Source organism: Herbiconiux dendrobii (assembly GCF_052048175.1).
Lineage (GTDB): Bacteria > Actinomycetota > Actinomycetes > Actinomycetales > Microbacteriaceae > Herbiconiux.
In genome coordinates this window covers 884,503-899,137 of the sequence record NZ_JBLZQV010000001.1, presented here as the reverse complement: position 1 = coordinate 899,137, position 14,635 = coordinate 884,503, and the positions used below count along the sequence as shown (strand labels likewise).

Here is a 14,635-nt window from a genome sequence, read left to right as displayed (position 1 = left end):
ACGACCAGATTAGTCCTCCGCGCACTCCTACTCGGTGATGTCGATCTCCACCATGACATCGGCCTCGATCGACTGACGGAGCGAGTCGAGCAGGCCGTCGGGGGCGGCCGAGTCGATGGTCAGCACGCTGAGGGCCTGGCCGCCGGCCTCGTGACGGGCGATCTGCATGCCGGCGATGTTGACGGATGCCTCGCCGAACTCCTTGCCGTACACCGCGACGATGCCGGGGCGGTCGGTGTAGATCATCACGATGAGGTGCTTGGCGAAGGGCACCTCGACGTCGTAGCCGTTGATCTCGACGATCTTCTCGATCTGCTTGGTGCCCATCAGGGTGCCCGAGACCGAGATCTGCGTTCCGTCGCTCAGCGCACCGGTGAGGGTGATGATGTTGCGGTACTCCTCCGACACGGGGTCGGTGATCAGCCGCACGGTCACACCGCGCTGCTCCGCCAGGAGCGGGGCGTTCACGTAGGAGACCGTCTCGCTCACGACGTTGGTGAAGATGCCCTTGAGGGCGGCGAGCTTCAGCACGCTCACGTCGAACTCGGCGAGCTCGCCCTTCACCACCACGTCGACGCTGGTCAGCGGGCTCTCGGCGAGACCCGAGAACACCTGGCCGAGCTTCTCGATCAGCGGGATGCCGGGGCGCACGTAGGGGTCGATGACGCCGCCGGCGACGTTGACCGCATCCGGAACCAGCTCGCCGGAGAGCGCCAGGCGAACCGACTTGGCGACCGAGACGCCCGCCTTCTCCTGCGCCTCGTCGGTCGAGGCGCCGAGGTGCGGGGTCACGATGATGTTGGGGAGGCTGAGCAGCGCCTCGGCGTCCTTCGGCGGCTCGCTCGTGAACACGTCGAGGCCGGCGCCGGCGATCACCTTGTTCTCGAGCGCGCGCTGCAGGGCGCCCTCGTCGATCAGGCCGCCGCGGGCGACGTTCACCACGAACGCGGTGGGCTTCATCTTCGCCAGCTGCTCTTCACCGATCATCCCGGTCGTTTCGGGGGTCTTCGGCATGTGGATGGTGATGAAGTCGCTCTGCTCCAGCAGCTCGTCGAGCGTCAGCAGTGTCACGCCGAGCTGCTGCGCGCGGGCGCTCGTGACGTAGGGGTCGTAGGCCACCACGTTCACACCAAAGGCCTGCAGGCGGGCCGTGATGAGCGCACCGATGCGGCCGAGGCCGATGATGCCGACGGTCTTCTCATAGAGCTCGACGCCGGTGTAGGCGGAGCGCTTCCACTGCCCCTGCGCCAGCGCGGCGTGCGCGGCCGGGATGTGACGGGCCAGGCTCAGGATGTGCCCCACGGTGAGCTCGGCGGCCGAGATGATGTTCGAGGTGGGTGCGTTCACCACCATCACACCGGCGGTGGTGGCCGCCTTGATGTCGACGTTGTCGAGACCGACACCGGCGCGGGCGATCACCTTCAGCACGGGCGCGGCGGCGATGGCCTCCGCGTCGACCTTGGTGGCGGAGCGCACCAGGATGGCGTTCGCCTCGGCGAGGGCGGACAGCAGCGCCGGCCGGTCCGTCCCGTCGACGGTGCGCACCTCGAAGTCGGGCCCGAGGGCGTCGACGGTGGCGGGTGAGAGTTCTTCGGCGATCAGCACGACCGGCTTCGACACAGACGTATCCTTTGGTTCTGCGTGGGGGGAACGCATCCACTGTACTGGGTGCAGGATGAAGGGATGTCCCCCGAGACGCTCGACGTCATCTTGACCGTGCTGCGCATCCTGATCGCCGTGGCGTTCGTGGGGATGGGGATCAACCACTTCGTGCCGCGGTCGGCGCGCACGATGGCCGCGATGATCCCGCCGTGGCTGCGACCCGACGGGCGCGTGACGCCGCTGACGCTCGTGTACATCACCGGGGTGTGCGAGATCGCCGGTGGGCTGGGGCTGCTGTTCCCGCCGACGCGGCTGGCGGCCGGCATCGCGCTCGTGGTCTTCCTGGCCTGCGTGTTCCCGGCGAACGCGTACGCGGCCGGTCGCCGCGACAGGTTCGGAGCGCTCGCCATCCCGTTCTGGCCCCGCCTGCTCGGCCAGATCGTGCTCGCCGCGCTGGTGCTGCTGGTGGCGCTGCCCCTGACCTAGCCGGCTATCAGACGGCGAGCAGGCTGAGCGAGATCACCGAGACAACGCAGAAGCCGACCGCGAACACCACGGCGCGCTCCCAGTTGCGCAGGGTGCGGCCCACGATCAGGGCGGCGGCGTAGACCACGATCGGCACGATCGCGTAGCCGATGATGAGCGCCCAGAGGCCGCCATCCGGTTCCGCACCCACCTGATTCAGCAGCGCGAGCACGCCCACGAGGTTCGCGATGCCGCCCCACAGGTGGTAGGCGTACAGGAACGCGAAGATCACGGCGACGGTCCAGCCGGCCGCCCCGAAGGTGCGGAAACCGCGTTTGGCGGGGCCGGGAGCGGAAGCCGTGGCGGGCGCCGATCCGGAGGCGGAAGCGGATGCGGATGCGGCGCTCATGCGGCCCTCCCGATCAGGAACGGCCACGGCACCAGCACCAGCATGCCGATCACGAGCCAGAGCATCGTGTACCGCACGTCCTTCTTCTGCGTGATGACGAGCGTCGCGATGAACCAGAACGGCGAGGCGGCGATGGCGAGCGTGCGCGCCACGATGTCGGTGAAGACGCCGAAGGTGAGTTCGGAGGCCACCTCCACCCGGGTGAAGCTGATGATCCAGCCGATCGTGTAGAGCAGGTAGATGCCCCCGAGCACGCCGAAGGCGATCAGGGCGGCCGAACTCATCTGCTTCGAGGCCGCCTCGGCCTCGGCCAGCTCGCGTTCGGCGGCGAGGTCTTCCGCGTCCTCCGCCTCGTCGAGCACCGTGCGCGCCGGTGGGGCGGCCTCCGTGTCGGCGATCAGCGGATCGTCGGCGGCCTCGTCGGCGCGACCGGCCGGCGAGCCCACGGGCTCCAGCGTCGGATCGTCGTCGCCCGCCCAGGCGAGCGCGTCGTCATCCCGCCGATCACTCATGCGCCCAGCCTAGCGCGCGCCCTCCGGCCTGCGGTCCACCCCGGATTCGTTGACATTCGTCAACGGCCGTCGACTAGCATCGCACCATGCACAGCCAGAGATGGGCACACCGTCGCGCCCTCGGCGCACTCGTCGCCACCGTCACCCTCGTCGCCACCGTGTTCTTCGCGACGCCCGTCGCGGCGCAGGCCGCCGGCCCGTCGGCCTCGGCGGCCGTCACGTCCGGCGTTCCGACGCAGCCCGATGTCACCGGTTACCACGCCGCCCACATCATCGACGATGCGCTGTTCTACGCCGACAGCACCGACCCGTTCAACGCGGGCCTCTCGGTCGCCGGCGTGCAGGCCGTGCTCGACGAGCGCGGCCGCGACTGCCTCGACGGGCCCCGCCCCTGTCTCAAAGCACACCTCGAGACGACTCCCACCGTGCCCGCCGACGGCGTCTGCGCCGCCTACCCCGGCGCGCAGAACGAGACGGTCGCCGCGATGGTCACCTCGATGTCCGCCGCCTGCGGAATCAGTCAGAAGGCGTTGATCAGCCTGCTCCAGGCCGAGTCGGGCCTGGTGACCAGCTCCACCCCGGGGCCGGAGGACTACGCGGGCGCCTTCGCGCAGAGCTGCGCGGTCACCACCGAGTGCGACAGCTTCTTCGAGCAGCTCTCCCTGGCCGCCCACCGGCTCCGGCACTTCTCCGGGGCGAGCGGATCGCCTTCGGCCCCGCTGTTCCCCGTCGGTTCGCCGAGCGAGGTGCCGTTCAGCAGTGACCTCGACTGCGGTTCCGCCCCGCTCACGCTCGACAACAAGGCCACGGCCGCCCTGTACTCGCTCACCCCGTCCCAGCCGAACGCGGCCGCCCTGGCGGGAGACCGCTCCGCTGCGTGCGCATCCTTCGTGAACCTCGACTTCTGGGCCACCTACTCGGACTGGTTCGGGCCCACCCGTGCCGGTGTCTTCGCGGTGGGCCGGGTCGATCCCGTGCTCGCGGCGGACTCTGTGATCAACGTCTCCGGATGGGCCATCGACCCGTCCAGCCCGGGCGTGCCGATCTCGGTGCGGCTGGACGTGACGGCGCCATCGGGTGCGCTCACGCACCCCACCGCCCTGGCCGACCAGGTCAGTGCGGCCGCCGTCGCAGCGCATCCGGAAGCGGGCTCCGCGCACGGCTTCGCCACGGGGCTCCCAGCGAACGAGACCGGCGACTACCAGGTGTGCGTCTACGCTCTGCCGGGGCCGGACAACACCCGTCGCGACGGCAGCCACCTCGGCTGCTTCACCGTGCTCGTCTCGCCCGTGACGCACGGCTCGGTCGACCAGGTGTCCGGAGCGCTGCGGATCGACGTGGCGATGGCCATCGCCGACCGCGCCTTCCCGTTCCCGCAGACGGCGCCCGTCGTGTACGTGGCCACCGGTTACAACTACCCGGATGCGTTGAGCGCGGGCCCGGCCGCCGCCCACCAGGGCGGGCCGCTGCTGCTCACCACGCCCGACTCGCTGTCCGGCCAGACGCGGGTCACCATCCAGCGCCTGCAGCCGCAGAAGATCGTGGTGGTCGGCGGGCCGAACTCGGTCTCCCCTGCGGTCTACGACGAGTTGAAGGTGCTCGCACCGAGCATCGTGCGTCTGGGCGGAGCCGACCGGTACGAGGCGTCCCGCGCCGTGGTGCAGTACGCCTTCGGCGACACCGGCGCCGCGCAGGCGTTCGTGGTGACCGGTGCGAACTTCCCGGATGCGCTGAGCGCCGGTGGCGCGGCGGGAGCGGCCGACGCTCCGGTCGTGCTGCTGCCCGGCGCAGCCGCCGGCGTCGACACCCCGACGCGTTCCCTGCTGGAGGGTCTGGACGTCACGAGCCTGACGGTGGTCGGCGGCCCGGTCTCCGTCACCCCCGCGGTGGTCACGGCACTGGACGACATCGCGCCCACCGCCCGGCGCAGCGGGGCGGATCGCTTCGAGGCAGCCGTCTCGGTCAACGCCTCCTTCGGATCGAGCACCGAGGTCTTCTTCGCCACCGGGCTGAACTACCCCGATGCGCTGGCGGGATCGGCCTGGGCCGGCCGGATCGGCGCGCCGCTGTACGTGGTGCAGCAGAACTGCGTTCCCCGTGCGGTGCTCGCCGAGGTGCAGCGCCTGGGCGTCGACCACATCACGCTGCTCGGCGGCCCGGCTTCGCTGGGCGACGGCGTGCGCAACCTGACCGCCTGCCCCTGACCTTCCCGGTTCGCGAAAAAGTGCCCAAGACCGAGGTCTTGGGCACTTTTCTGCGACCGAAGCGGATCCGACTGTGAGCTAGTCAGACCGCAAGCGGGTCCCGGTGTGTCAGCGGGCGGCGGAGCCATCCGTGTAGTCAGCGTCCTGCTGCTTCCAGGCGAACAGGGCGCGGAGCTCCTTTCCCGTGGCCTCGATGGGGTGCGAGGCACCCTTCTCGCGCAGGGCCAGGAACTCGGGGGCTCCGGCGTCCTGGTCGTCGATGAAGCGCTTGGCGAACGCGCCGTTCTGGATGTCGGCGAGAACGGCCTGCATGTTCTCCTTGACGCTGGGGTCGATCACGCGCGGGCCGGAGACGTAGTCGCCGTACTCGGCGGTGTCGGAGACCGACCAGCGCTGCTTGGCGATGCCGCCCTCCCACATCAGGTCGACGATCAGCTTGAGCTCGTGCAGCACCTCGAAGTAGGCGATCTGCGGCTGGTAGCCGGCCTCGGTAAGGGTCTCGAAGCCGTACTGCACCAGCTGCGAAACGCCACCGCAGAGAACGGCCTGCTCGCCGAACAGGTCGGTCTCGGTCTCTTCGGTGAAGGTGGTCTTGATACCGCCGGCGCGCAGGCCGCCGATGCCCTTGGCGTAGCTCCAGGCGAGGTCCCACGCCGATCCGGTGGCGTCCTTTTCCACGGCGACGATCACGGGAACGCCACGGCCGGCCTCGTACTCGCGGCGCACGGTGTGACCCGGGCCCTTGGGGGCGACCATGATCACGTCGACGCCCTCGGGCGCCTCGATGTAGCCGAAGCGGATGTTGAAGCCGTGGCCGAACACGAGGGTCTTGCCCTCGGCGAGGTTCGGCTTGATGTCGGCGGCGTAGATGCCGCGCTGGTGCTGGTCGGGCGCGAGGATGACGATGACGTCGGCCCAGGAGGTGGCCTCGGCGACGGAGAGGACCTTGAAGCCCGCTTCCTCGGCCTTGGCGGTCGACTTCGACCCCTCCTTGAGGGCGACGACGACCTCGACGCCCGAGTCGCGCAGGTTCAGCGCGTGGGCGTGGCCCTGCGAGCCGTAGCCGATCACGGCCACCTTCTTGGCCTGGATCAGGGCCAGATCGGCGTCGTTGTCGTAGAAGATCTCGGTCACTGTAGTTTTCTCCTTGGTTGAGGATGGATCAACGCCCGCGGGGCGAGGATGAGGGTGTTAGCTCTTGAAGACGCGCTCGGTGATGCTCTTGCCGCCGCGGCCGATCGCGAGAAGACCCGACTGGGCGATCTCCTTGATGCCGTAGGGCTCGAGCACGCGCAGGAAGGCCTGTGTCTTGCCCGAGTCGCCGGTGACCTCGATCACGAGTGCGTCGGTGGCCACGTCGACCACGCGGGCGCGGAAGAGGTTCACGGCCTCCAGCACCTGCGAACGGGTGGTGTTGTCGACCCGCACCTTGATCAGCAGGTGCTCACGCTGCACCGACTGCGAGGTGTCGAGCTCCACGATCTTGATGACGTTGATCAGCTTGTTCAGCTGCTTGGTCACCTGCTCGAGCGGGAAGTCCTCCACGTCGACCACGATCGTGATGCGCGAGAGGCCCTCGATCTCCGAGGCGCCCACGGCGAGCGACTCGATGTTGAAGCCGCGGCGGGCGAACAGCCCGGCCACGCGGGTCAGCAGACCCGGCTTGTCCTCGACGAGGAGGCTCAGAACGTGCGTGCTCATGGTCTACTCCTCGTCCCACTCGGGGGCGTGCTCTTTGGCGTACTGGATCTCGCTGTTCGACGTGCCCTGGGCGACCATCGGCCACACCATCGCCTGCGGCGAGACGATGAAGTCGATCACCACGGGACGGTCGTTGGTCTCCAGCGCGAGCTTGATGGCCGCGTCGACCTCTTCGGGCTTGGTGACCCGGATGCCCAGGGCGCCGTAGGCGTCGGCCATCTTCACGAAGTCGGGCACCATCCGCGTCTCGTGCCCGGTGTGCAGGTCGGTGAAGGAGTGGCGGCCGTCGTAGAACAGCGTCTGCCACTGGCGCACCATGCCGAGCGAGGAGTTGTTGATGATCGCGACCTTGATCGGGATGTCGTTGATCGTGCAGGTGGCCAGCTCCTGGTTGGTCATCTGGAAGCAGCCGTCGCCGTCGATCGCCCAGACCACGCGCTCGGGCTCGGCGACCTTGGCGCCCATGGCCGCGGGAACCGCGTAGCCCATGGTGCCGGCGCCGCCGGAGTTCAGCCAGGCGTGCGGGCGCTCGTACTTGATGAACTGCGCCGCCCACATCTGGTGCTGGCCCACGCCCGCGGCGTAGACGCCCTCGGGGCCGGTGAGCTCACCGATGCGCTGGATGACGTACTGCGGCGCCATCAGGCCGTCGTCGGGCTCGGTGTAGCCGAGCGGGAACTTCTCCTGCAGTCCGTGCAGGTACTCCCACCACTCGTCGATCGCGAGCTTCTCGGCGCCCACCACGTCGGCGTAGGCCTTGCTGAGGTCGGCGATCACCTCTTTGGCGTCGCCCACGATCGGCACGTCGGCCGTGCGGATCTTCGAGATCTCGGCGGGGTCGATGTCGACGTGCACCACCTTGGCGTGCGGCGCGAAGTCGGCCGCGCGGCCGGTGACCCGGTCGTCGAAGCGCGCACCGAGCGAGATGAGCAGATCGCTCTCCTGCAGGGCGAGCACCGCCGGCACCGTGCCGTGCATGCCGGGCATGCCGAGGTGCTGCGGGTGCGAGTCGGGGAAGGCGCCGCGGGCCATCAGCGTGGTGACCACGGGCACGCCGGTGGTCTCGGCCAGGGCCAGCAGCTCGGCCGAGGCCTCGGCGCGGATGACGCCGCCGCCCACGTAGAACACGGGCTTCTTCGCCTCGGCCATCAGCTGCGCCGCGGCCTGGATCTGCTTGCCGTGCGCCTTCGTGATGGGGCGGTAGCCGGGCAGGTCGATCTTCGGCGGCCAGATGAACTCGGCCTTGTTCTGCTGGGCGTCTTTGGTGATGTCGACCAGCACCGGACCGGGACGGCCGGTGGAGGCGATCTGGTAGGCCGCCGCGATGGTGGCCGGCACGTCTTCGGGGCGCTTGACCAAGAAGGAGTGCTTCGTGATCGGCATCGTGATGCCCACGATGTCGGCCTCCTGGAACGCATCGGTACCCATCAGGTGCGAGAACACCTGACCGGTGATCGCGAGCAGCGGCACCGAGTCCATGTACGCGTCCGCGATGGCCGTGACGAGGTTCGTGGCACCGGGGCCCGAGGTCGCGATGGCGACGCCGACCTTGCCCGTCGACGCGGCGTAGCCCTCGGCCGCGTGGCCGGCGCCCTGCTCGTGGCGCACCAGGATGTGGCGGATCTTGTCTTGCGTCATCAGCTCGTCGTAGAACGGGATGATGGCGCCGCCCGGCAGGCCGAAGACGTCTTTGACGCCGAGCAGTTCGAGCGAGCGGAGCACGGCACCGGATCCGGTGAGGATCTCGGGCTCGGCCGGAGCCGAGGGCGACGCCGCAGGTGTGGGGGCGGAGGGTGTCTTCTTGCTTGGCACGGGGAAGGCGTCCGTGGACATAAAGGTTTCCTAAGTCGAAAGCACGAGTGATGGATGCTCGGTACTGCTTGGCGATCCGCCTACAGCGCACCGACCGGTGATCCGCGTAGGGCGGACTAGCCGGTGATGGCGCCGACGGCGGCGGAATGCACCAGCTTGGAGTACTTCGCGAGAACGCCACGGGTATAGCGCGGGGGAAGGGGGGCCCAGCCGTCTCGGCGGGATTCCAGCTCTGCCTCATCGACCAGTAGGTCGAGCGAGCGAGCGGCGATATCGACCCGTATTAGATCACCATCGCGCACGAAGGCGATCGGACCTGCGTCGACCGCTTCGGGTGCTATGTGGCCGATGCACAGGCCGGTTGTGCCGCCTGAGAATCTGCCGTCTGTCAATAGTAGTACATCTTTGCCGAGGCCCGCGCCCTTGATGGCGGCGGTGATGGCGAGCATCTCGCGCATGCCGGGGCCGCCCTTGGGGCCCTCGTAGCGGATGACCACCACGTCGCCGGCGTTGATGCGGCCCTCGGTGAGAGCATCCATCGCCGCGCGCTCGCGCTCGAACACCCGCGCGGGGCCCTCGAACACGTCGGCGTCGAAGCCGGCCGACTTCACCACGGCGCCCTCGGGGGCGAAGGAACCCTGCAGCACGGTGAGGCCGCCGGACTTGTGGATGGGGTTGGAGAGCGGGCGCAGCACCTCGCCGTCCAGCGGCGCGATGTCCATCTCGGCGAGGTTCTCCTCCACCGTCTTGCCGGTGACCGTCATCTGGTCGCCGTGCAGCAGGCCTTCGTCGAGCAGCGCCTTCATCACGGCCGGGACGCCGCCGTGGCGGTCGACGTCGTTCATCACGAAGCGGCCGAAGGGCTTGAGGTCGCCGATGTGGGGCACCTTGTCGCCGATCTTGTTGAAGTCGGCCAGCGTGAGCTCGACCTCGGCCTCGGCCGCGATGGCCAGCAGGTGCAGCACCAGGTTGGTGGAGCCGCCGAAGGCCATGCCCACGGCGATCGCGTTCTCGAGCGACTTCTTGGTGATGATGTCGCGGGCGGTGAGCCCCAGGCGGAGCATCTCCACCACGGCCTCGCCGGAGCGGTGCGCGAAGTAGTCGCGGCGACGGTCGGCCGCGGCCGGCGACGCGGAGCCCGGCAGGCTCATGCCCATGGCCTCGGCCGCGCTGGCCATCGTGTTGGCGGTGTACATGCCACCGCACGAGCCCTCGCCGGGGGCGAAGGCGCACTCGATGCGGTGCGCGTCTTCCATCGACATACGGCCGGCGCGCACGGCGCCGACGGCCTCGAAGGAGTCGATGATCGTGATGTCTTTCTCCGTGCCGTCGGAGAGCTTCACCCAGCCGGGGGCGATGGAGCCGGCGTAGAGGAACACCGAGGCCAGGTCGAGCCGGGCGGCGGCCATCAGCATGCCGGGCAGCGACTTGTCGCAGCCGGCCAGCAGCACCGAACCGTCGAGGCGCTCGGCCATCATGACGGTCTCGACCGAGTCGGCGATGACCTCGCGGGAGACCAGCGAGAAGTGCATGCCCTCGTGGCCCATCGAGATGCCGTCGGAGACCGAGATGGTGCCGAACTGCAACGGGTACCCGCCGCCGGCGTGCACGCCCTCCTTCGAGGCGCGCGCGAGGCGCTCGAGCGAGAGGTTGCAGGGCGTGATCTCGTTCCACGAGCTCGCGATGCCGATCTGGGGCTTCTCCCAGTCGCCGTCGCCCATGCCGACGCCGCGGAGCATGCCCCGCGAGGTCAGGGCTTCGATTCCGTCGGTGACGGTGCGGCTACGCGGCTTGATGTCTATTTCCGGCATGTTACGAGTTTAGAACCGTCGGAGGGGTGTTCTTGCACGGATGTGCGGCCTGGGGAGAACTCCCCTGTCAGCGGGTGCCTGTGGTGGACAAGTCAGAGCGCCGCGAGGCGAGCGCGTCGAGCACCGCCGCGACCTCGAGCGGGCCGTCGACCCGGAACTCCGCGACCGTGTCGCCCGATCCGCTGCGCAGCCCGATGTCGCCCGGCCGCAGCGCCCGGAAGCCGTCTTCGTCGGTCACGTCGTCGCCCGCGAACAGCACGGCGGTGGCGCCGGTGCGCTCGCGCAGGCGCTGGACACCCTCGCCCTTCGTGGTGCCGCGCACCGAGAACTCCAGCACGTTCTTGCCCGCCCGCACCGTGAGCGCGTCGCTGATCGCCGCCGCATCTGTTCGGGCACGCGCCTGCGCATCCTGAGCCGCGTCGGGCGCCGAGCGCCGCGTGTGCAGGGCGAAGCCGGCGGGCTTCACCTCCACCCAGGCGCCCTTGGCACCGGATGCCACGGACTCCAGCACCTCGCGCAACCGCGCGAGCACGCGCTGCTCGTGGGGATCGAGGGCCAGCCGCACCTCGCCGTCGAAGCGCTCCTCGACACCGTGGGAGCCGACCAGGAGCGCCTCGGCGGGCAGCTCGCTGACGTGCTCGAGACTGGCCATCGCCCGCCCGGAGACGAGGGCGAGCGAGGTGTCGGGCAGCGCCAGCAGCCGCAGCATGGCGTCGTGCGCCTCGGGGAGCGCCCTGGCCGCTTCGGGGTCGTCGACCTCGGGTGCCAGCGTGCCGTCGAAGTCCAACGCCACGAGCAGGTGCGAGGTGGCGGCCAGGCGGTCGATCGACGCGGTCAGTTCGGGGCTCATCGGGCGTCCTCCTGCGTGCGGGCGTCCTCCTGGGTGCCGCCGTCATCCTGCGCGCGGCGTTCCTCGGCCCTGGCCTGCATCCGGGTGCGCTGATCGCGCGAATTGGCCCGCGGCAGCGAGAGATCGTGCGAGGGCGTGGTGAGCGTCTCCAGGAACGACGACGACCAGCGCGCCACGTCGAACTCCTGCACGCGCTTGCGCATGGCGCGCATCCGCCGTGCCTTCTCGGCCGCCGGCATGTCCATCGCCTGCAGGATCGACTCCTTCAGCCCCTCGATGTCGTGCGGGTTCACCCGCAGCGCCGTGCGCAGCTCGTCGGAGGCGCCGGCGAACTCGCTCAGCACGAGCACGCCGTTGTTGTCGAAGCGGGAGGCCACGTACTCCTTGGCCACCAGGTTCATGCCGTCGCGGAGGGCCGTGACGAGCATCACGTCGGCGGCGAGGTAGAGCGCCACCATCTCCTCGCGCGGGTAGCCGTGGTGCAGGTAGCTGATCGCGGTGTGGCTGATGGTGCTGTAGTCGCCGTTGATGCGGCCCACCGTGAGCTCGATCTCGTCGCGCAGCATCTGGTAGGTCTGCACGCGCTCCCGGCTCGGGCTCGCCACCTGCACGAGCGTCACGTCCTCGACCTTCACCGCGCCGTCGGCCAGCAGTTCGCCGAACGCCTTCAGCCGGTGGCCGATGCCCTTGGTGTAATCGAGGCGGTCGACGCCGAGCATGACGACCTTCGGATTGCCGAGCCCTTCGCGGATCTCCCGCGCCCGGGCCTGGATGTCGGGGCGGCGGGCCAGCTCCTCGTAGCGTCCCGCGTCGATCGAGATGGGGAACGCCTTCGCGACCACGGTGCGCACGAGCTTGTCGCCGGCCACCTGGGAGATGCGGTGCTTCGCGCTGGCGACCTCGGCATCCGCGCTGATCGGCACGTCGATGACGGTGCCCTTCGTCTGGAAACCGAGCAGTCGGCGGACGGCGCGGGTGAAGTTGCCCGCGTCGGCGGTGCGCTGGAAGCCGATGACGTCGGCGCCGAGCAGACCCTCCAGGATCTGGGTGCGCCACGGCAGCTGCGAGTAGATGCCGTATGCCGGAAACGGAATGTGGTTGAAGAAGCCGATGGTGAGGTCGGGCCGCTGGGCGCGCAGCATCTTCGGCACGAGCTGCAGCTGGTAGTCCTGCACCCAGACGGTGCCGCCCTCGGATGTCGCGGCCGCGGCGCGATCGGCGAAGCGCTGGTTCACGATCACGTAGCTCTCCCACCACTCCCGGTGGTAGGCGGGCGGCGCGATCACGTCGTGGTACAGCGGCCAGAGCGTGTCGTTCGAGAAGCCCTCGTAGTAGAACTCGACCTCGTTCTCGGAGAGGGCGACGGGGATGAGGTGGATACCGTCGTGCGCGAACGGCTCGGCCTCGTCGTCGGCGCTGCCGGTCCAGCCGATCCAGGCGCCGTCGGCCTCCTGCATCACGGGTTCCAAGGCGGCGACCAGGCCGCCGGGCGAGGTGCGGAAGGAGGGGTTGCCCTCGGCATCCGTGGTGCGGTCGATCGGCAGGCGGTTCGAGACCACGACGAAGGGGAACTCCTCGAACACGGGGGCGGCTCCGGAGCTGTCGGAATGGGGTCTGTCGGTGGAGGGCATGAGTCCGTTCGGTGTCTGCGGTGCACACGGATTCAGGCGAATCCGCCCCGGTCGTCCAGCCGCCAGACTACCAGGGGGCACCTGAGCGCCGCCCGGGGTAGCGTAGAGGCCACCATCGGACAAGACGGAGTCAGCGTGCGCAAATACATCCTGAACAGCAGCATCATCGGCGCGGTCATCGGCGGCGTCTCGGCCGTGCAGGCCACCCGCAAGGGCCCGCGCGACTGGCGCCTCATCCTGCTCTGGGTGAGCTGGGCCATCACGGTCGCCCTGGCGGTCGGCAGCGTCATGCAGAACGACGAAGACGCCCGCGAGCTCGAGGATTCCTGACGCGTTCCACGACGGGGGCGGGTTCCCGCTGATCTTCGGGCTGCTCTCGAGCGTGTTCTCCGTCGTGGCGGCGGCCGTGGCGCTCGTGCCCCGAAAAGCCCAAGGTGCCTCCCGCTCCGTCCGAGGACTGAGCATCACCGGGCCGTCTGGATCGGCCCGGTGAACTGGCTCGCCCGCCCCTCGGCGCCGTGGTCGCCGTGGAACAGGGCGGAGGCGTCGTGGTCGGCCTTGTGGTCGCCTGCCCGCGGCGGACGCGAGATGTCGGCCTCCTCCTCCACCATCCGCACGCGGGTGCGCGGTACCGACTGCGGGCTGCTGCGGTAGAGCCAGGCCACCATCTCCTCGCGGATGAAGCAGCGCAGGTCGAACAGGGTGGGCGCGTCGACCGCGGTCACCAGGATGCGCACGCGCACGAAGCCGCCCACGGCATCCGTCACCTGCAGCACGCTCACCCGCTCGTCCCAGAGATCGGTGCGGGTCAGGATGCGCGCGAGCTCGTCCCGCATCTCGCCCGGGGTCACGCGCCAGTCGAGGTCGAACTCCACCGAGCCGAGCAGTTCGGAGTTGCGACGGGTCCAGTTCTGGAACGGCTTCGAGGTGAAGTAGGTGCTCGGCAGCACCATCCGTCGGTCGTCCCAGATGTGCACCACCACGTAGGTGAGCGTGATCTCCTCGATCCGGCCCCACTCGTTCTCGACGATCACCACGTCGTCGACCCGCACGGCGTCGCTGAACGCGATCTGCATGCCGGCGAAGACGTTGCCGAGGGTCGACTGCGCCGCGAGGCCCGCGATGATGGAGACCACACCGGCACTCGCGAGCACGCTGGTGCCCACCGCCTGCGCTCCCGGGAAGGTGAGCAGGATGGCGCCGACGGCGATCACGATCACCGCGGCCATGCCGAGCCGGCGCAGGATGAGCACCTGGGTGCGCAGCCGGCGGGCGATCCGGTTGTTCGGCCGGTCGATCGTGTAGCGGGCGAGGGCGACGTCCTCCAGGAACATCGCCAGCGCGCAGACCAGCCAGGCCCCGACACCGATCGTGGCGATCAGGAACGCCTGGTTCACCGCCGGCATCCACTCCCCCGCCGGGGCCGTGACGGCCACCGCCACCCACAGCAGCACCACCACCAGGAAGACGCGGAACGGGATGCGCGCCCGCTTCACGAGGGCGTTCGGCCAGCGGCGGCGACGGGCCGCGAGGCGGATGATCAGAGCCACGAGGGCGGTCAGCGCCAGAGCGATGACCAGGGCGGACACGGAAGCGATCGCGAGGGCGATCCAGCTTCGTTCGACGGACATGGGTTCC

General features: G+C 69.5%; 13 protein-coding genes. 3 read left to right on the top strand and 10 right to left on the bottom strand.

What is annotated here, in order from left to right; all coding sequences use genetic code 11:
- Window positions 1-27 precede the first annotated feature (27 nt).
- The gene (gene serA / locus ACN4JJ_RS04145) at window positions 28-1,620 is read right to left on the bottom strand and encodes a phosphoglycerate dehydrogenase (RefSeq protein ID WP_440708636.1); all 1,593 of its coding nucleotides are present in this window, start codon (window positions 1,618-1,620) and stop codon (window positions 28-30) included.
- Between the two features lie 63 nt (window positions 1,621-1,683).
- On the opposite strand from serA, the gene ACN4JJ_RS04140 reads away from it, so the two are divergent.
- Window positions 1,684-2,088 (top strand): DoxX family protein, encoded by a 405-nt coding sequence (locus ACN4JJ_RS04140; RefSeq protein WP_440708635.1) that lies wholly within the window; start codon window positions 1,684-1,686, stop codon window positions 2,086-2,088.
- Between the two features lie 7 nt (window positions 2,089-2,095).
- Here ACN4JJ_RS04140 and ACN4JJ_RS04135 read toward each other — a convergent pair whose 3' ends face one another.
- Together ACN4JJ_RS04135 and ACN4JJ_RS04130 are read right to left on the bottom strand one after the other, a co-directional pair.
- The gene (locus tag ACN4JJ_RS04135) at window positions 2,096-2,476 is read right to left on the bottom strand and encodes a hypothetical protein (protein WP_440708634.1); all 381 of its coding nucleotides are present in this window, start codon (window positions 2,474-2,476) and stop codon (window positions 2,096-2,098) included.
- Complete coding sequence (locus ACN4JJ_RS04130; RefSeq protein WP_440708633.1) at window positions 2,473-2,988, bottom strand: hypothetical protein; 516 nt, start codon at window positions 2,986-2,988, stop codon at window positions 2,473-2,475. Before ACN4JJ_RS04130 ends, ACN4JJ_RS04135 begins: the two co-directional genes overlap by 4 nt.
- 86 nt (window positions 2,989-3,074) lie before the next feature.
- Here ACN4JJ_RS04130 and ACN4JJ_RS04125 point away from each other — a divergent pair, with 86 nt between their 5' ends.
- Complete coding sequence (locus ACN4JJ_RS04125) at window positions 3,075-5,192, top strand: cell wall-binding repeat-containing protein (protein ID WP_440708632.1); 2,118 nt, start codon at window positions 3,075-3,077, stop codon at window positions 5,190-5,192.
- Window positions 5,193-5,300: 108 nt separating this feature from the next.
- On the opposite strand, the gene ilvC is transcribed toward ACN4JJ_RS04125, so the two are convergent.
- The 6 genes from ilvC to ACN4JJ_RS04095 all read right to left on the bottom strand — a co-directional run bounded on the left by ilvC (window position 5,301) and on the right by ACN4JJ_RS04095 (window position 12,997).
- The gene (gene ilvC, locus ACN4JJ_RS04120; protein WP_440708631.1) at window positions 5,301-6,326 is read right to left on the bottom strand and encodes a ketol-acid reductoisomerase; all 1,026 of its coding nucleotides are present in this window, start codon (window positions 6,324-6,326) and stop codon (window positions 5,301-5,303) included.
- A gap of 57 nt (window positions 6,327-6,383) precedes the next feature.
- Window positions 6,384-6,893, bottom strand: coding sequence for an acetolactate synthase small subunit (gene ilvN, locus ACN4JJ_RS04115; protein WP_291055099.1), 510 nt, complete (start codon window positions 6,891-6,893; stop codon window positions 6,384-6,386).
- 3 nt (window positions 6,894-6,896) lie between these two features.
- Window positions 6,897-8,726 (bottom strand): acetolactate synthase large subunit, encoded by a 1,830-nt coding sequence (locus ACN4JJ_RS04110; RefSeq protein WP_440708630.1) that lies wholly within the window; start codon window positions 8,724-8,726, stop codon window positions 6,897-6,899.
- A gap of 95 nt (window positions 8,727-8,821) precedes the next feature.
- Window positions 8,822-10,516 carry a dihydroxy-acid dehydratase gene (gene ilvD, locus ACN4JJ_RS04105; protein WP_440708629.1) on the bottom strand — a complete coding sequence of 565 codons (1,695 nt, stop codon included), beginning with the start codon at window positions 10,514-10,516 and terminating at the stop codon, window positions 8,822-8,824.
- Between the two features lie 67 nt (window positions 10,517-10,583).
- Window positions 10,584-11,366 (bottom strand): trehalose-phosphatase, encoded by a 783-nt coding sequence (gene otsB, locus ACN4JJ_RS04100; RefSeq protein WP_440708628.1) that lies wholly within the window; start codon window positions 11,364-11,366, stop codon window positions 10,584-10,586.
- A complete protein-coding gene (locus tag ACN4JJ_RS04095; RefSeq protein WP_440708627.1) occupies window positions 11,363-12,997 on the bottom strand; it encodes an alpha,alpha-trehalose-phosphate synthase (UDP-forming) in 1,635 nt (544 codons plus the stop codon). Before ACN4JJ_RS04095 ends, otsB begins: the two co-directional genes overlap by 4 nt.
- Before the next feature lie 135 nt (window positions 12,998-13,132).
- Between ACN4JJ_RS04095 and ACN4JJ_RS04090 the strand changes: the two genes are divergently transcribed.
- Window positions 13,133-13,327, top strand: a complete 195-nt coding sequence (locus tag ACN4JJ_RS04090; RefSeq protein WP_440708626.1) for a hypothetical protein — start codon at window positions 13,133-13,135, stop codon at window positions 13,325-13,327.
- Between the two features lie 134 nt (window positions 13,328-13,461).
- On the opposite strand, the gene ACN4JJ_RS04085 is transcribed toward ACN4JJ_RS04090, so the two are convergent.
- Entirely contained in the window at window positions 13,462-14,628 is a 1,167-nt protein-coding gene (locus tag ACN4JJ_RS04085; RefSeq protein WP_440708625.1) for a mechanosensitive ion channel family protein, read from the bottom strand.
- Between the last annotated feature and the right edge of the window lie 7 nt (window positions 14,629-14,635).